Raw genomic sequence first — 16,447 nt, 5'->3', positions numbered from 1 at the left:
CCTCAGTCCTTCGCCTCGCAGGAGCAGTCTTCCGCTGAGGCGGGCGGTTCCACCTGCACGGTGGCGTGAGCCAGGCCGCGGGCGTTGAGCACCGCGCGTGCGTCGTCGAGCACCTGGGCGGTATCGGCGCTGCTGGTCAGGTGTGCGGTGACCATGTCCTTGCCGGGAACGAGCGTCCACACGTGCAGATCGTGCACCTCGGTCACGCCGTCCACCGATTCGAGCGCGGCCCGGAGTTCGTTGACGTCGATGTGCTGCGGGGAGGATTCGCTGAGAATCCGCAGCGCGGCCCGGGCCAGGGCGATGGCCCGCGGCAGCACCCACAGGGCGACGAGGACCGCGACCACCACGTCGGCGTAGGGCCAGGCGGTGGTGACGGTGACGATGCCGGCGACCAGGACGCCGATGCTTCCGACGGTGTCGGCCACGACCTCCATGTAGGCGCCTTTGACCGCGAGGCTGTCCTTGGAGTGCGACCGCAGCATCATCACGACGACGGCATTGGCGGCCAGACCGGCCAACGCCACGACGATCATCGGCACGCCGGGGACGTCGGGAGCATTGCCGAGGCGTTCGAACGCCTCGTAGAGGATGAAGCCCGCCACGCCCAGCAGTAGGGCGGCGTTGGCCACGGCGGTGAACACCTCTGCCCGGTGCCAGCCGTAGGTGCGGGCCGGGGACGTGCTGCCGCGCTTCGCCAGTAGGACCGCGGTCAGCCCCATGAACATGGCGACCAGGTCGGTGAGCATGTGGCCGGCGTCGGCGAGCAGGGCGATCGAGTTGATCAGCAGCGCCGTGACCAGCTCAAGGACGAAGAACGCGCTCAGAATCGCCGCGGCGATGATCATCCTGCTGACGCGGGTATCGCTGCTGTGGCTGTGATCGTGGCCGGCACCCATGCCCCGAAATATATGCGGAAGTACGCATATGTGGCAAGCGTCGAGGCCGTTGCCGGCGACGGGGCATCAGAGCCAGGCGGACCAGAACCGGGTCAGCTGGCTGCCGATCGACACCAGCTGGCTCGGCACGCCGGAGAGGTCGACGAACCAGAACACCACCCCGAAGAACCATCGGTTCAGCACCGGCGTGAACAGCAGGATGATCAGGATGAACAGGCCCCACTGCTTGGCGGGCTCCAGTGCGCGCTGGGTGTCGGGGCTCAGATGTGGTTCCAGTGCGCCGTAGCCGTCCAGCCCGGGAACCGGCAGCAGGTTCAGCACTACCGCGGTGACCTGCAGGAATCCGAGGAAGGCCAGCCCGGACCAGAACACGCTGTGAGCCGGGTCGAAGAAGAGGCGGGTGACGGCGAGCAGCAGGACTGCCAGCACCAGGTTGGCCGCCGGGCCGGCCAGGCTGACCAGCGTCTTCTGTCGGGCCGTCATCCAGGACGTGCGGACGTAGACCGCGCCGCCGGGCAGCCCGATCCCGCCGAGCGCGATGATCAGCACCGGCAAACCCAGAGACAGCAGGGGGTGGGAGTACTTGAACGGGTTGAGGGTCAGGTAGCCCCGCACTGCGACGTCGTGGTCGCCGAACCGCCAAGCGGTGAAGGCGTGGCCGAACTCATGCAGGCACAGCGACACCAGCCAGCCCGCGATCACCAGGATGAACACGCCCACATAGGACAGTGGCTTCACGTTGTCCGCGGCGAGCCAGGCCAGCACTCCGCCGGCCACGGTGAGCGCGACGACGGCCAGGAAAACCGGGCTCGGGCGTACCGACTGATGCAGCGGGCGGATGTTCACGATTCGACGCTACGTCAATTCGGCCGGCAATCCGGCCTGGCTCAGCCGACGCGCAGCCAACCTTCGGTGTGCCGGTAGAACGTCGATCGTCGTACGGTCCGCTGCGCGGGCACCCCGTCGCGGATCACCTGCGCACCCGGGGTTCCGAGCTGCGCGGCACGTCCGGCGACCCAGCGGACCGGCCGGCCCCGGTCCGACAGCACGCTCGCGCGCAGTCCCGGCATGTTCAGTGTGGGCTCGACGCGGACGCCCGGCGCCTCGCCGTCGAACAGGACGACGTCGTCGACGACGGCCTCGCCCTCCAGCGACGCACCGTCAGGCCCGTGCCATTGCGCGGCGCCTACCAGCACTGTTCCCGTCTCGTCGCGGATGAGCGGGACACGCCGGGCGGGGGCGCGCAGTGCGCGCCGGGCTGACCAGCTGCCGGCGGCGGCAGCGACCTCGACGCCGAGCCGATCGGCGCGCAGCAACGCGGTGAGCACGGCGGCCAGCTCGGCTTCGCCGCCGGTCACGACCAGTCTGCGGTGTGCGCCGAGGTCGTCGACATCTACCCTCGGCAGGTTGCGGAGCGGGCGCGGAACAGGCTCTGTGCCGACCACCGCGACCCCGTCTGAGGTGGTCAAAACTGCTCCTTGCGGTCAGACAAATGTGTTCCTGGCGTGAGCTGGGATAAGGTGGCCTACCGGCTGCATCACATTAGTGCGGAAGATTAGGCGGGAGAATACGCCATGCCGGCAATCGTCCTCATCGGCGCCCAGTGGGGCGACGAGGGCAAAGGTAAAGCCACCGATCTGCTCGGTGGACGCGTGCAGTGGGTCGTTCGCTACCAGGGGGGCAACAACGCCGGGCATACCGTCGTCCTGCCCACGGGGGAGAACTTCGCACTGCACCTGATCCCCTCGGGCATCCTGACGCCAGGGGTCACCAACGTCATCGGTAACGGTGTGGTGGTCGATCCGGGTGTGCTGCTCGCCGAGCTCCAGGGGCTGGAAGATCGCGGCGTCGACACCTCGGGCCTGCTGATCTCGGCCGACGCGCATCTGCTGATGCCGTATCACGTCGCCATCGACAAGGTCGTGGAGCGATACGCGGGCAGCAAGAAGATCGGCACCACCGGTCGCGGCATCGGTCCCTGCTATCAGGACAAGATCGCCCGCATCGGGATCCGGGTCGCCGATGTGCTCGACGAGCAGTTGCTGGCCGAAAAGATCGAGGGCGCACTGGAATTCAAGAACCAGGTGCTGGTCAAGATCTACAACCGGAAGGCGCTCGAGCCTGCCGAGGTGGTGGAGAATCTGCTCGCCCAGGCCGAAGGCTTCAAGCACCGCATCGCCGACTCCCGGCTGCTGCTGAACCAGGCTCTGGAACAGGGCGAGACCGTGCTGTTGGAGGGGTCGCAGGGCACCCTGCTCGACGTCGACCACGGCACCTACCCGTTCGTCACCTCGTCGAATCCGACGGCCGGCGGCGCCGCGGTCGGTTCCGGGATCGGTCCGACGCGAATCACCACGGTGCTCGGAATCCTCAAGGCCTACACCACTCGTGTCGGGTCCGGTCCGTTCCCGACCGAGTTGTTCGACGAGCACGGCGCCTACCTGGCCAAGACCGGCGGCGAGGTCGGCGTGACCACCGGCCGGGCCCGGCGCTGCGGCTGGTTCGACGCGGTCATCGCCCGGTACGCGACCCGCGTCAACGGCATCACCGACTACTTCCTGACCAAGCTCGACGTGCTGTCCAGCCTGGAGACCGTGCCGGTGTGCGTCGGCTACAAGGTCGACGGCAAGCGCACCAACGAGATGCCCATGACGCAGTCTGAGATTCACCGCGCCGAGCCGATCTACGAGGAGCTGCCCGGTTGGTGGGAGGACATCTCCGCCGCGCGTGAGTTCTCCGATCTGCCCGCCAAGGCCCAGGACTACGTGCTGCGGCTGGAAGAGCTTGCCGGCGCCCATGTTTCGTGCATCGGTGTCGGTCCGGGCCGTGAGCAGACGATCGTGCGACGTGACATCTTGGCCGCCAAGTGAGCGATGAGCCATCGGTTTTCGAGCAGCACGGCGGATTCCCGGTATTCAAGCCGGCCGATCCGGGGCCGGGTTTCGGGCGCTTCCTGACCGCGATGCGCCGGGTGCAGGATCTGGCTGTCTCGGCGGACCCGGACAGCGATACCTGGGACGACGCGGCTGATCGGGTCGAAGAGCTCGTCAAGCTCCTCGACCCGTACGAGGCCGCCGAGGGCATGGGCCCGGCCAACCGGGTGCCCTCGTTGCCGGGCGCGGGCAGCCTGCTGATGGCGCCGTGGACCATGTCGAAATTCGAGCCCGAGGGCGTCGAATTGCATGTGCAGTTCAGCCGGTTCCACGTCGGCGGCAACTACGCGGTGCACGGCGGAGTGTTGCCACTGCTCTTCGACTCGGTGTTCGGCATGGTGATCCACGCCGCGGGCCGGCCGATCAGTCGCACGGCGTTCCTGCATGTGGACTACCGCAAGGTGACGCCCATCGACACGGTGCTGACCGCACGCGGCTGGGTTCGTGAGGCCGAGGGACGCAAGGCATTTGTGAATGCCGAGCTGCGTGATCCCGACGAGAACCTGCTTGCCGAGGCCCACGGTCTGATGATCAGATTGCTGCCCGGCCAGCCATAGACGGTGTCGCCGCTGGGGCGGCATATTCAATCTCAAAACCTGGTATCAGCGGCGGTACCACAGCTCGCGATCGAACCTGCCGTAGATCGTCACGTACTCGATTCCGCGCCGAATCACGATCTGCCAGCACTTTGCGGCGCCGAATGTCACTATGACGCCGTGGTTCAACAACACTTGCACCGCTTGTCCACGCCGCGGGCGGCTGCGTTGGCGGGGGTTTTGTTCGCTGTGCTGTTCGGGGTGGCCCTCGTGTTGATCCGCACCGCGTTGCCCGAGGGAGCCGAGCCCGGTTCGCAATGGGTCGACGGCGCGACTACTCGCCTGCGGGTGGCGTCGGTGTTGATGCCGTTCGCCGGTATCGCGTTCCTGTGGTTCATCGGTGTGGTGCGCGACGGCTTCGGCCGCTACGAGGACCGCTTCTTCTCGTCGGTTTTCCTCGGCAGCGGAATCCTGTTCTTGGCGATGATGTTCGTTTCATCGGCCGTCGGTGCCGGGTTGATCGCCAGCCGGGCGGGAATCACCGACGCCACCGCCTACAGCCATGTCGCCACGTTCGGGCAGATGGTGTTGATGGCGTTGAGCAAGACGTACGGCGTCCGGATGGCAGCGGTGTTCATGATGTCGTTGGCGACGATCTGGCTGAAGACGGGTCTGATGCCGCGCCCACTGGTGTACACGACTTACCTTGTCGCGGTGGCACTTCTGATCGCCGGCAATGTAAGCATGTGGATCGTCCTGGCGTTCCCGCTCTGGGTGTTCGCGGTCAGTCTGTTGATCCTGGTTCGGGCCGGGGTGATCGACCTGCCGGGCGAGCATCAGCACCCCTCACAGCCCCAGGGGTGATCGCCCACGGTTGTCGGTGGGTGGTGGCATAATCGAACTTATGTTCGAGTTCGATTCCGATGTGGCACTGATCGACAGGATCAGTGCCGCCGCGCGGGCGGAGTCGGTGGCGATCGCGGCCCGGTTGGCCGCGATCGGGGCGTTGGACACCTTGCGCGAAATCGAGTTGGCCGAGTCCATTTTCTGGCGTACCGATCCGTTCGAGGAGGTCGCGGCCGAGGTGTCGGCGGCGTTGCGGATCAGTCGGGGCCGGGCGGGCACGCAGGTTCATCGTGCTCGGGTGTTGCGCGACAAGTTGCCGTTGGTGGCGGCACGGTTGGCGGCCGGGGAGATCGATTATCGGGTGGTGTGCATGATCATCGCTCGTACCGGCATCGCCGATCCGGAGGTGTGGGCGGTGTTGGATGCGGAGTTGGCGGCGCGGGCGCATCGGTGGATGCGGCTGTCGGAACCCAAACTGCGGGATCGGGTGGATCAGTGGATCGCCAAACTCGATCCGAACGGGGAGCGGGTGCCGCCGAATCTGGTCGAGGAGCGGTTCGTGCAGATCGAGCCGCACAGCCCGGGTAGGGCTTCGGTGTGGGGCAACGTCGATGCCGCCGACGGGGCGGCGCTGAGTCAACGCCTTGATGCCGTGGCGGCGACGGTGTGTGAGAACGATCCGCGTACCCAGCAGCAGCGCCGCGCCGACGCGGTGGGTCCGGTGGCCCGGTTGGAATCGCAGTTGGCTTGTCTGTGCGGGCTACCGGACTGCCCCGCCGGGCAGAAACGGGCCGCCGCCAACGCCGCGGTGATCCACGTGTTGGCCGACCACGCCACCTTGGACGGCACCACCGATGATCCGGGCTATCTACCCGGCTATGGGATCCTGCCCGCCCAGAGCGTGCGAGACCTGGCCGCTATGGCCAAGCTCAAGCCGTTGCATGTGCCCAGCGAACCGGGCACGCCGGCTGACATACCTGAACCGCCCCAACCCAGCGCAGTGGAACGCGGTAAGGCCGCCGACACGAGCGACCCGAGCGAACCGAGTGAGGCCGCTGATACGTCGACGGCGTCTGATGCGTCTGAGCCGGGCTATCGGCCCTCGGTGGCGCTCTCGGAGTTCATCCGGTGGCGTGACCTGACCTGCCGGTTCCCTGGCTGTGACGCCCCTGTCGCACGCTGCGACATCGACCACACGATGCCCTATCCACTGGGTCCGACCCATCCGTCCAACACCAAGCTCTACTGCCGTGCGCATCACTTGGTCAAAACGTTCTGCCCCGGATGGTCGGATCGCCAATTACCTGATGGCACCGTCGAAATCACCGCACCGACCGGGCACACCTACGTCACCGAACCCCACGGCGCCGGCCTGTTTCCCGCGCTGGGTCAGCCGACCGGGGAACTCAACCTGCCCGAACCACCGGCAGCGAGCCCGGACCGCGCCGCGATGATGCCGAGACGCCGCCAAACCCGCGAACAGGACCGCAAAGACCGCATCACCGCCGAACGCCGTCAACGCGCCGAACTCAACAACGACCTCGAAGTCGAACGCCAATACCAAGCCTGGCTCGCCGAAGAATACGGACCGCCCCCACCGTTCTGAACGGTGCGGCCCGACTTCACTCCCCGGTGAGCTTCAATGCCGATGCGGGGCACAGCTTGACGGCCTGGCGCGCGTGGTCGATCTCATCGTCGGGAACCTCGTCGACGAGGACTTCGACCACACCGTCGTCGTCCTGGTCGAAGATGACGTCGGAGATCATCACGCAGTTGCCCGATGCGATGCAGGCGTCCTGATCTGCTTCTACTTTCATGGCATTCACCACGTTACCGCCAATGATTTGAGCCCGTAGATGAAGTGAAAAGACCGGTACTGCACTGCGTCGAAGGGTTCCGCGAGCGCCAGGGTGGGGAAGCGGCGCAGCAGCGCGGGAATGGCGATCCGCATCTCCATGCGGGCCAGCGGAGCACCGAGGCAATGGTGCACGCCGTGGCCGAAGGCCAGATGTCCGGGTGCGCCGCGGCGGATGTCGAGAACGTCAGGGCTGTCGATGAACTCGGGGTCCCGGTTGCCCGCGGGCAGCGAGGCGAAGACCAACTCGCCCGCGGAGATCCGCACGCCGGCCACCTCGACATCGGTGGTGGTGAAGCGGGGGATGGCGTTCTGCACGATGGACAGCCAGCGCAGCAGTTCCTCGACGGCCGGACCGACGGCATCCGGGTCGTCGCGCACCGCGGTCAACTGCTCGGGGTGGCGCAGCAGCGCCAGGACACCCAGGCCGAGCATGTTCGACGTGGTCTCATGCCCGGCGAGGAGTAGCAACCCGGCGATGCCGACGAGTTCGTCGTCGCTCAATTCGGCGCCGTGGTCGCGGACCAGCATGCCGAGGATGTCCTCACCCGGATCCCGGCGGGCCCGTCCGACGAGGCCGCGCATGTACTCACGGCTCTGCCGTTGCAGCGCAAGGCGTTCCGCGATGGGCAGGGACAGGTCGAGTTGGAGCGTCGAGCGATGCTGGAAGTCGTCCCGGTCCTCGTAGGGCACCCCGAGCAGTTCGCAGATCACCAGCGACGGGATGGGGAGCGCGAAATCGGCCACCAGATCTGACGGCGGGCCGGCCGCGGTCATCGCGTCGAGGCGGGCGTCGACGATCTCGACGATCCGGGGCTCGAGCCGCTTCATCCGCCGGATGGTGAACTCGGCGGTCAGCATGCGGCGCAGCCGTTGATGCTCGGGCGGGTCGAGGCCCAGCAGGTTCCCGGCCCGTGCGCTGGCCAATTCCTCCTCGGACATTTCGGGCGCCCCGGGCAGGGTGAAACCCGGTGGTCTGCTGTTGGAGAACCGTTCGTGGTCACTCAGCACCGCCTTGACGTCCTCGTGGCGGGTGATGAGGTGCACCGGGTTGCCGAGCGCACTGATGACGGTGCGCACCCCGTCGGCTTCACGGATCTCGGCGAGTTCCGGTGTCGGGTCGAACGCATTGCGCCGCATGTGAAGTGGCGGCAGGGTGACCGGCTCAGTCATGCTTAGACGCTACGCGCGCTCGAGGAAGTCCCTGATCAGGGTGTTGGTGAGGGCCGGATTCTCCAGGGCGGCCAGGTGCGCGACGCCGTCGAGGACCACGAACTCGGCGCCCGGGATGGAATCGGCCATGGCCTTGGTCTCGGTGAGCGGGAAGGTCGCGTCCTCGGCGCCGGCGACCACGAGCACCGGGGTTCGTACCTGTGAGAGCAGGCTCCGCTGATCGGGGCGTCGCGGCACGACGCTTCGCACTGCCCATGCGCTCGAGTCGATGTCGACCTGGTGTGCGGCGTCGTCGACGAACGCGACGACTTCTGGGCGTCCGCGCATCGACGTCGGTCCCAGGAACGCCTTGAGCACCGACCGGGTGAGGGGGCCGCGGATACCGTTGAGCACTTTTGCCGCCCGGAGCAGCAGCCCGTACTCGAACCGTTGACGCCTGCCGGCGGCCGACGCCGTGCAGTTCATCAACACGGCAGGGCCGACGCGGCTGGGGTACAACGCCGCGAACGTCCCGCCGATCATTCCGCCCCACGAGTTACCGACGAAATGCGTACGTTCGACCCCCACGCCGTCGAGGATGTCGGCGACGGTGCCTGCGCAGTCGGTGAAACTGAATGGCGCGGTCAGCTTTTCGCTGCGGCCGTGGCCGGGCGGGTCGACCAGGATGACCCGGTGGGTGGTGCCGAACTCCGCTGCCTGCGCGGCCCACATGTCACCCGTCATCAACAGACTGGGCCAGAACACGATCGCCTCACCCTGACCGGAGACCTGAACCCGGAGCCGGCCGAGCCTGGTCGGCAGCGTCAACTCCTCCACGGGCGACATGGTAGGCAGCCCTAGCGCTCGGCGTTCAGGCCCGGCCACCAGATCCGCGGCCCGATCAGCGTGAACAGCGCCGGGATGATGACGGTGCGGACCACGAAGGTGTCCAGCAGGATGCCCAGTCCGACGATGATGCCCAGCTGGGTCAGCACGATCAGCGGCAGCACGCCCAGCACGCAGAACACCGCTGCCAGCACCACACCGGCACTGGTGATCACCGCACCGGTGGCCGAGACCGCGCGCACGATGCCCTGCCGAGTGCCGTATTCCGGGGTCTCCTCGCGGGCCCGCGTCACCAGGAAGATCGTGTAATCCACGCCGAGGGCCACCAGGAACAGGAACGCGAACAGCGGGGTGCTGTTGTCCAGGGCCGGGAAGCCGAACACATGCACGCTGGCCCAGCCGCCCAGACCGAGCGCGGCCAGCGCGCTCAGCACGGTGACCCCGACCAGCACCAGCGGCGCGAGCGCCGAACGCAGCAGCAGGTAGAGCACCGCCAGAACCACTGCCAGGATCGCCGGGATCACCACGAGCCGGTCGCGCTGGGCCGCCGCGGCGGCATCCCTGGCTTGGGCGTCGGACCCGCCCACGACCGCGGTGCGGTCCGCAGACCTCACCGAATCACGCAGGGCGTCAATGGTTTCGAAGGCCTCGTCGGAGGCCGGTTCGGCCTTGAGTACCACCGACCATTGGCTCAGCCCGGTCGGCGACTGGCCGGCGGGCGACGCGGAGACGACGCCCGGGGTGTCGGTGATCGCCCGCTGCACCGCACCGGCCTTGCCGGTGGAGGCGATGACGCGGGTGGGGTCGGTCAGGCCGCTCGGGAAATGCGCGGCCAGTGTCTGGTATCCGGTCACCGATTCGGCCTGCACCCGGAACTGCTCGGTCTGGGTCAGTCCGATCGGCGTGGCCAGCAGTGCGGTGCACAGCACTGCCAGGCCGGCCAGTGACGCGACCGCGACGCGGGCGGGCTTGCGCGCCACGGAGTCCGCAATCCGGTGCCAGAAACCGCTTTCGGTCAGCGGCGTGGCTCCGACCTTGGGGATGAACGGCCAGAACAGCCGCTTGCCGCACAGCGCGAGCAGTGGCGGCAACACGACCAGCACGAAGATCGCGGCGACCACCAGACCAGATGCGGCCTGCACGCCGAGGCTGCGGTTGCTGGGCGCCGAGGCGAACAGCAGTGTCAGGAGGGCCAGCACCACGGTGGCGTTACTCGCCACGATCGCCGGGGCGGCGGCCCGCACGGCAACCACGAGGGCTTCGCGGTGCTGCTCGGTCCGCCCCAGCTCCTCCCGGTACCGCGAGATCAACAGCAGCGCATAGTTGGTGCCCGCACCGAACACCAGCACGCTCGTGATGCCCGACGTCGAACCATCCGGGCTCAGGCCGAATCCGGAGGCCACCGCGGTCCCGACGACGGCGCCCACGCGGTCGGCGAAGGCGATCACCAACAGCGGCACCAGCCACAGCACCGGCGAGCGATAGGTGACGATCAGCAGCAGCGCCACCACCGTCGCGGTCACCGCGAGCAGTGTGATGTTCGCTCCGGCAAATGAATTGGCGATGTCGGCACCGAATGCGGGGCCGCCGGTGATCTCGGCTCGCAGCTCGGCGGGCAAGCCGTCGGTGGCGGTGGCACGTAGTTCCTTGACGGCGTCGTTCAGCCCGAACCCTGACAGGTCGGCCTTCAACGGCACGGTGACCACCGCGGCCTTGCCGTCGTCGGAGACCACCAACGGCGGGCCGGGTGCATCGGTCATCCGCTGGCGCGCACTGGCGGTGGCGTCGACGTCGGCCATGGTGAGCTCACCGCCGTCGGCTCGGGTGACCACCAGGATCGCCGGAACCTGGTCTCCGCCGGGGAAATCGGCCCGCAGGGTGTCGGCCCGCGCGGACTCGGCGTCCGACGGGACGGCGACCGGCGACTGCGAGGCGGCGTCGCCGCCGCTGAGCAGGCCCAGTAGACCGCCGGAGACCACAACGACCAGCACGGCCAGCCACGTCAGACGCCTAATCACGATTCAGTGTCGCCTCTTCCAGATCGAGCCCATGCAGCACAGTACGCAGGACCTCGTCATCGATGTGGCCTGCGTCGCGTTCGGCGATGAACGTGTCCCGTTCGGCGGCAAGCATTTCCAGTCGCAGCCGGCGGAATGCGGACGTCGGGCTCTCGCCGATGTCGGCGTCGTCGCGGCCCAGCCGCTCCCAGGCGGCATTGCGGCGCCGGGTGTTCCAGGCCCGCAACACGTCGGCGGCGCGCTGGGGCACATCGTTGGTGGCCGATTGCTCGGCCAGCAACGTGTCGAGCCGCTCGGCCGCGGCGCGGGCGGCTTTGTCCTGTGCGGCGGCGGTGGCGATCGCATCGCTGTGTGCCTCGTCGCCCTGGGCCCCGAGGACCCGGATGAACCACGGCAGCGTCAGCCCGTGCAGCAACAGCGTGCCGACCACGACGACGAAGGTCAGGAACACCAACTGCGGGCGGCCGGGGAAGGGATCACCGGCCAGGGTGGTGACGGGTACGGCGAACGCGGCGGCCAAGGACACGACGCCGCGCATACCCGCCCAGGCCACGATGAACACCTGGGCCCGTGCTGGTTCGGGTTCGTGTTCGCGGATGCGCTTGGACATCAGCCGCGGCAGGTAGGTGGTCGCGTACACCCACACCATCCGCACTCCGATCACCGTGGTGAGTACGGCCGCCGAGGAGATCGCCAGCGTGGCGGCAGAGATCCCGGCCAGTTCGGCGATCACCTTCGGCAGCTGCAGGCCGATCAGCAGGAACGCGAACGATTCGAGGATCAGCTGCAGCGCCTTCCACACCGCCTTGTCCTGCAGCCGGGTGGCGTAGCCGGCCTGGGACTCGCGCTGACCCAGCAGCAGGGCCGCCACCACCACGGCGATCACGCCCGAGCCGTGGATCTCCTCGGCCAGCAGGTAGGTGAAGAACGGCGCCACCAGGCCGATCGCGCTTTCGACCAGCGGGTCGTCGAGCCGGGTGCGGATGAAGTGCACCACCATCCCGATCACCCAGCCCACCACCACGCCACCGACCGCGGCCAGGGCGAACGTGCCCAGCCCGCTGCTCCAGGTGGCGGCGGTGCCGATGGCGGCACCGAGGGCCACCTTGTAGGCGGTCAGCGCGGTGGCGTCGTTGAGCAGGCTCTCGCCGCCCAACAGCGTCATGGTGCGCCGTGGCAGCCCGAGCCGACGGCCGACGGCGGTGGCCGAGACGGCGTCGGGCGGGGCCACGATGGCGCCCAGGGTCAGTGCCGCGGCGATGGTGAGCTCGGGCACGGTGTGGAAGGCGACGATGCCGACGACGAATGTGGTGGCCAGCGGCAGCCCGACCGCCAGGAACCCGATCGGGCGGATGTTGCGGCGCAGCGCCACGTAGCTGCTCTCCAGCCCCGCCGACCACAGCAGCGGCGGCAGGATCACGAAGAGCACCAGATCGGGATCCAGGTGAACGTCGTGGAAGCCGGGTAGCGCGCTGCCGGCCAGGCCGGCCACCACCAGCGCCAGCGGCGCCGAGACGTCGAAGCGGCGGGCCACGGCGGCCAGCAGAATTGCGGCGACCAGTGCCGCCAGGAGTGAGGCACCCACGTTGTCGTTCCTCCTTCGTGTGCCGTGCCTATCCTTGATCAACATGTTGAGGAGATCACGCCGGCGGGAGCAGAACCCGGCGCCTCGCACCTGCGAACATCTCGACGCGGCGGTCGACGAGCCGCAACCGTTGACCCCCGGGAAGTGCCAGGAATGCGAGCAAGACGGCGAGACCAACTGGGCGCATCTGCGGATGTGCCTCACGTGCGGTCACGTCGGTTGCTGTGACTCGAGCCCGCATCAGCATGCCACCAAGCACTTTCACCAGAGCGGTCATCCGGTCATGCGCTCGGCCGAACCCGGTGAGAGCTGGCGTTGGTGCTATATCGACCATCGAGTCGGGTGACGATCTGGCAGGCTGGTGCGTGCGATGAGTGAATCGATTGAGGACGCGCAGACCGATGACCTGACCGACGGCCAGGTCGACGGTGCCGAAGATGCTCCGGCCGAGGCCACGACCGACGGATCAGAAGAGCGGACGGACGCCGCCAAGCCCACCGAACCTGCGGCGACGGTGCTGCTGCTGGGTTCGGGCGATCTGAGCCGTGAGCTCGCGCTGGCGTTCCAGCGGCTGGGCGGCGTCGTGGTGGCCGCCGACCGGTACTACGCGCCCGCCCACGGCGTCGCGGACCGCTCCGCGGTGATCAAGATGAACGACGCCGAGGAGCTCGCCGCGCTGATCGAGCGGGAGAAGCCGCGTTACGTGGTCGCCGAGTCCGGCGTCATCGCCGCCGACGCACTGGTCGCGGTGGCCGAGCGGGGCGACATCGAGGTTCTGCCCGCCCCGCGCAGCATCCGGCTCAGCCAGGACCGCGAGGGCCTGCGCCGGCTGGCGTCCGACGAGCTGGGCCTGCCGACGGTGCCGTTCTGGTTCGCCGGGTCGGCCGAGGAGCTGACCGCGGTGGCCGAGCACGCCGGCTTCCCGCTGGTGGTCAAGCCGGTGGTGGGCGCGCAGCGCGACGGCGAGTCGGTGCTGCTGCGCCCTGATGACGTCGAACCCGCCTGGCAGCGTGCGACCACTGCCGGACACATCGCCCACAACCGGGTGCTGGCCGAGTCCGTCGTCGAGGTCGAGTACGAGATCACGATGCTGACCGTGCGCACCACCGGACCGTCCGGCCCCGGCGTGCAGTTCTGCGAGCCGATCGGACACCGGCAGGTGGGGACCGACGTGCTGGAGTCCTGGCAGCCTCAGCCGCTGTCGCCGGCGGCGCTGGACGCCGCGAAGTCGATTTCCGCGCGGATCGTCAACTCGCTGGGCGGCCGCGGGGTGTTCGGGGTCGAGCTGCTGGTTCAGGGCGACGACGTGTACTTCTCCGACGTGCGGATCCGTCCGCACGACAGCGGCCTGGTGACCCTGCGGTCGCAGCGGTTGTCGGAGTTCGAGATGCACGCCAGGGCCATCCTGGGCCTGGCCGTGGACACCATCATGATCTCCCCGGCGGCTGCCGAGGTCAGCTACGGAGGCGCCGACTCCGGCGAGCTGTCGGTCGACATCGGCGCGGTGCTGCAAGAGGCGCTGGCCACCTCCGAAAGCGACGTGCGGCTGTTCGGTCGCCCCGGCGAATCCGAACCTCCGCGCCGGCTCGGGGTGGCGCTGGCCACCGCTCCTGACGTGATCATCGCCCGTGACCGTGCCCGCCGGGTCGGCACGGCGCTGCGCAAGTTGCGGTAGTCGGCCATGGCTGAGGAAGAGGCTGAGGAAGCACAGGATCGGCCCACGATGGCACCGTTCCTCGGGGCGTTGGCCGTCATTGTGCTCGCCGTGATCGTTGTGGTCCTGCTGAACGGCTTCGGCACCGACGGGCGCAGCGAGGAGCAGAAGGTCAGCCTCGCGGCGGTCGGCCAGAACGACGCGCTGCAGCGGGAGAACTTCAGCGAATTCTCCGGTTACACCTGCGCCGCCCAGCGCGGAGCCGAGGCAGATTTCATTGCCCGTCAGCGTGATTCGGTGGCCAAACAGGGGGCCAGGTACGTCGACGACGTGACTGGGGTGAAGGTCGAGGGGGATCGGGCCACCGCAACCGTGGTCTACCACTTCGGCAATACGCCTGACACCAAGGTGAACACCGAGACGGCCTTCGTCCGTGAGGACGGCGAATGGCGCGTCTGCTCGAGTATGGGAGACTCACGCCCGTGAGCTATGCGGGAGACATCACGCCCGAGGAGGCCTGGAAACTTCTGAGTGAGAATTCCGAGGCCGTGCTGGTGGACTGTCGAACTGACGCCGAATGGCGCTTCGTCGGTGTGCCGGACCTGTCCACCCTTGAGCGTGACGTGGTGTACGTGGAATGGAACCGGAACGACGGCAGCCATAACGATGGGTTCGTCGATGATCTTCTGGCGTCCGGCGTGACGCCGGGCGAGCGGCCGGTGGTCTTCCTGTGTCGCTCCGGCAACCGTTCGATCGGTGCAGCCGAGGCCGCCACCGCGGCCGGTATCGCGCCGTCCTACAACGTGCTCGACGGATTCGAGGGCAATCTGGACGAGAACCGCCACCGTGGCGGTACCGGTTGGAAGGCCGTCGGTCTGCCGTGGAAACAGAGCTGAAGTAGAGCTGAGAGTCTCATGACTGACATCCCATCTGTCCGGATCCCGGCTGCCCTGCCCGAGGGCGTCAGCCAGGCCACCATCGGTGTGCGCGGCGGTCTGCTGCGTTCGGAGTTCGAGGAAACCGCCGAGGCGATGTACCTGACCTCGGGGTACGTCTACGAGTCCGCGGCCGCGGCCGAGAAGGCGTTCACCGGCGAGATCGACCGCTTCGTCTACTCCCGCTACGGCAACCCGACCATCTCGATGTTCGAGGAGCGCCTGCGGCTGATCGAGGGTGCACCCGCGTGCTTCGCCACCGCCACCGGCATGGCGGCGGTGTTCACCGCTTTGGGCGCGCTGTTGGGCGCCGGCGACCGCCTGGTGGCCGCCCGCAGCTTGTTCGGGTCGTGCTTCGTGGTGTGTAACGAGATCCTTCCGCGCTGGGGTGTCGAGACGGTGTTCGTCGACGGTGACGACCTCTCACAGTGGGAGGAGGCGCTGTCTGTGCCGACGCAGGCGGTGTTCTTCGAGACGCCGTCGAACCCCATGCAGTCCCTGGTCGATATCGCCGCGGTGTCCGAGCTGGCGCATGCCGCCGGCGCAAAGGTCGTGCTGGACAACGTCTTTGCCACTCCACTTCTGCAGCAGGGCATCCCGCTCGGTGCGGATGTGGTGGTGTACTCCGGTACCAAGCACATCGACGGTCAGGGCCGGGTGCTGGGCGGGGCGATCCTGGGCGACAAGGAGTACATCGACGGCCCGGTGCAGAAGCTCATGCGGCACACCGGCCCGGCGATCAGTGCCTTCAATGCCTGGACGCTGCTGAAAGGCCTTGAGACGCTTGCGGTTCGGGTGGATTACTCGAACCGTTCGGCGCACACGGTGGCCGAGTTCCTGGAGGCCAAGGCCGGCGTGAACTGGGTGAAATACCCGTTCCTGGAGTCGCATCCGCAGTACGACCTGGCCAAGCGGCAGATGCGCGGCGGCGGCACTGTGGTCACCTTCGAACTGGACGGCGGCAAGGACCGCGCCTTCGAGGTGCTCGACAAGCTGCGCGTCATCGACATCTCCAACAACCTCGGCGATGCCAAGTCCCTGATCACCCACCCGGCCACCACCACGCACCGGGCCATGGGCCCGGAAGGGCGCGCCGCCATCGGGCTCGGCGACGGCGTGGTCCGCGTCTCCGTGGGCCTGGAAGGCACCGAGGACCTGATCGCCGACCTGGACCAGGCGCTGGGTTAG

Annotated in this window: 17 protein-coding genes; 9 read left to right on the top strand and 8 right to left on the bottom strand. The window is 68.0% G+C overall.

What is annotated here, in order from left to right; all coding sequences use genetic code 11:
* Positions 1 to 2 precede the first annotated feature (2 nt).
* From EH231_RS27445 to EH231_RS27435, 3 genes are all read right to left on the bottom strand, one after another.
* A complete protein-coding gene (locus tag EH231_RS27445) occupies positions 3 to 899 on the bottom strand; it encodes a cation diffusion facilitator family transporter (RefSeq protein ID WP_124713732.1) in 897 nt (298 codons plus the stop codon).
* Positions 900 to 965: 66 nt separating this feature from the next.
* The gene (locus tag EH231_RS27440; RefSeq protein ID WP_124713731.1) at positions 966 to 1,745 is read right to left on the bottom strand and encodes a site-2 protease family protein; all 780 of its coding nucleotides are present in this window, start codon (positions 1,743 to 1,745) and stop codon (positions 966 to 968) included.
* 41 nt (positions 1,746 to 1,786) lie between these two features.
* Positions 1,787 to 2,368, bottom strand: coding sequence for a hypothetical protein (locus EH231_RS27435; RefSeq protein ID WP_124713730.1), 582 nt, complete (start codon positions 2,366 to 2,368; stop codon positions 1,787 to 1,789).
* Between the two features lie 105 nt (positions 2,369 to 2,473).
* Between EH231_RS27435 and EH231_RS27430 the strand changes: the two genes are divergently transcribed.
* The 4 genes from EH231_RS27430 (at position 2,474) to EH231_RS27415 (ending at position 6,820) form a co-directional block, all read left to right on the top strand.
* Positions 2,474 to 3,769: an adenylosuccinate synthase gene (locus tag EH231_RS27430; RefSeq protein WP_124713729.1), complete on the top strand. Its 1,296-nt coding sequence runs from the start codon at positions 2,474 to 2,476 to the stop codon at positions 3,767 to 3,769.
* A complete protein-coding gene (locus EH231_RS27425; protein WP_124713728.1) occupies positions 3,766 to 4,389 on the top strand; it encodes a PaaI family thioesterase in 624 nt (207 codons plus the stop codon). Before EH231_RS27430 ends, EH231_RS27425 begins: the two co-directional genes overlap by 4 nt.
* 159 nt (positions 4,390 to 4,548) lie before the next feature.
* Complete coding sequence (locus EH231_RS27420; RefSeq protein WP_409543460.1) at positions 4,549 to 5,232, top strand: hypothetical protein; 684 nt, start codon at positions 4,549 to 4,551, stop codon at positions 5,230 to 5,232.
* A 40-nt stretch (positions 5,233 to 5,272) separates the two neighbouring features.
* Positions 5,273 to 6,820: an HNH endonuclease signature motif containing protein gene (locus tag EH231_RS27415; protein ID WP_124713727.1), complete on the top strand. Its 1,548-nt coding sequence runs from the start codon at positions 5,273 to 5,275 to the stop codon at positions 6,818 to 6,820.
* 16 nt (positions 6,821 to 6,836) lie between these two features.
* Here the strand turns inward: EH231_RS27415 and EH231_RS27410 are convergent, their stop codons facing one another.
* From EH231_RS27410 to EH231_RS27390, 5 genes are read right to left on the bottom strand one after another with little or no spacing between them, the layout of a single operon-like run.
* Positions 6,837 to 7,031, bottom strand: coding sequence for a ferredoxin (locus EH231_RS27410; protein ID WP_084621975.1), 195 nt, complete (start codon positions 7,029 to 7,031; stop codon positions 6,837 to 6,839).
* 5 nt (positions 7,032 to 7,036) lie between these two features.
* A complete protein-coding gene (locus tag EH231_RS27405; protein WP_090424155.1) occupies positions 7,037 to 8,242 on the bottom strand; it encodes a cytochrome P450 in 1,206 nt (401 codons plus the stop codon).
* Positions 8,243 to 8,251: 9 nt separating this feature from the next.
* A complete protein-coding gene (locus tag EH231_RS27400) occupies positions 8,252 to 9,058 on the bottom strand; it encodes an alpha/beta fold hydrolase (RefSeq protein WP_420891935.1) in 807 nt (268 codons plus the stop codon).
* A 20-nt stretch (positions 9,059 to 9,078) separates the two neighbouring features.
* Positions 9,079 to 11,085, bottom strand: a complete 2,007-nt coding sequence (locus EH231_RS27395; protein WP_164481042.1) for an MMPL family transporter — start codon at positions 11,083 to 11,085, stop codon at positions 9,079 to 9,081.
* The gene (locus EH231_RS27390; protein ID WP_090424157.1) at positions 11,078 to 12,670 is read right to left on the bottom strand and encodes a Na+/H+ antiporter; all 1,593 of its coding nucleotides are present in this window, start codon (positions 12,668 to 12,670) and stop codon (positions 11,078 to 11,080) included. The genes EH231_RS27395 and EH231_RS27390 overlap by 8 nt, the downstream gene beginning before the upstream one ends.
* Before the next feature lie 43 nt (positions 12,671 to 12,713).
* Between EH231_RS27390 and EH231_RS27385 the strand changes: the two genes are divergently transcribed.
* Genes EH231_RS27385 through EH231_RS27365 form a run of 5 tightly spaced genes read left to right on the top strand, consistent with a single transcriptional unit; the run spans position 12,714 to position 16,447 of the window.
* Positions 12,714 to 13,016, top strand: coding sequence for a UBP-type zinc finger domain-containing protein (locus EH231_RS27385; protein WP_084621976.1), 303 nt, complete (start codon positions 12,714 to 12,716; stop codon positions 13,014 to 13,016).
* A gap of 24 nt (positions 13,017 to 13,040) precedes the next feature.
* Positions 13,041 to 14,345: a formate-dependent phosphoribosylglycinamide formyltransferase gene (gene purT / locus EH231_RS27380; protein ID WP_124713725.1), complete on the top strand. Its 1,305-nt coding sequence runs from the start codon at positions 13,041 to 13,043 to the stop codon at positions 14,343 to 14,345.
* A 6-nt stretch (positions 14,346 to 14,351) separates the two neighbouring features.
* The gene (locus EH231_RS27375; protein ID WP_124713724.1) at positions 14,352 to 14,810 is read left to right on the top strand and encodes an Rv0361 family membrane protein; all 459 of its coding nucleotides are present in this window, start codon (positions 14,352 to 14,354) and stop codon (positions 14,808 to 14,810) included.
* Positions 14,807 to 15,220, top strand: a complete 414-nt coding sequence (locus EH231_RS27370) for a rhodanese-like domain-containing protein (RefSeq protein WP_124713723.1) — start codon at positions 14,807 to 14,809, stop codon at positions 15,218 to 15,220. The genes EH231_RS27375 and EH231_RS27370 overlap by 4 nt, the downstream gene beginning before the upstream one ends.
* An 18-nt stretch (positions 15,221 to 15,238) precedes the next feature.
* The gene (locus EH231_RS27365) at positions 15,239 to 16,447 is read left to right on the top strand and encodes an O-succinylhomoserine sulfhydrylase (protein WP_124713722.1); all 1,209 of its coding nucleotides are present in this window, start codon (positions 15,239 to 15,241) and stop codon (positions 16,445 to 16,447) included.

Origin of the sequence: Mycolicibacterium nivoides, assembly GCF_003855255.1 — a bacterium.
GTDB classification, from domain to species: Bacteria; Actinomycetota; Actinomycetes; order Mycobacteriales; family Mycobacteriaceae; genus Mycobacterium; species Mycobacterium nivoides.
The sequence above is the reverse complement of the archived record's forward strand: the minus strand, read 5'-3'. Positions and strand labels throughout refer to the sequence as shown.

What these genes read in the sequence shown, in the direction of transcription:
- EH231_RS27365 (WP_124713722.1), top strand. Translation starts at nt 15,239, where the DNA reads ATGACTGACATCCCATCTGTCCGGATCCCGGCTGCCCTGCCCGAGGGC.
- EH231_RS27375 (WP_124713724.1), top strand. Translation starts at nt 14,352, where the DNA reads ATGGCTGAGGAAGAGGCTGAGGAAGCACAGGATCGGCCCACGATGGCA.
- purT (WP_124713725.1), top strand. Translation starts at nt 13,041, where the DNA reads ATGAGTGAATCGATTGAGGACGCGCAGACCGATGACCTGACCGACGGC.
- EH231_RS27410 (WP_084621975.1), bottom strand. Translation starts at nt 7,031, where the DNA reads ATGAAAGTAGAAGCAGATCAGGACGCCTGCATCGCATCGGGCAACTGC.
- EH231_RS27385 (WP_084621976.1), top strand. Translation starts at nt 12,714, where the DNA reads ATGTTGAGGAGATCACGCCGGCGGGAGCAGAACCCGGCGCCTCGCACC.
- EH231_RS27405 (WP_090424155.1), bottom strand. Translation starts at nt 8,242, where the DNA reads ATGACTGAGCCGGTCACCCTGCCGCCACTTCACATGCGGCGCAATGCG.
- EH231_RS27445 (WP_124713732.1), bottom strand. Translation starts at nt 899, where the DNA reads ATGGGTGCCGGCCACGATCACAGCCACAGCAGCGATACCCGCGTCAGC.
- EH231_RS27415 (WP_124713727.1), top strand. Translation starts at nt 5,273, where the DNA reads ATGTTCGAGTTCGATTCCGATGTGGCACTGATCGACAGGATCAGTGCC.
- EH231_RS27430 (WP_124713729.1), top strand. Translation starts at nt 2,474, where the DNA reads ATGCCGGCAATCGTCCTCATCGGCGCCCAGTGGGGCGACGAGGGCAAA.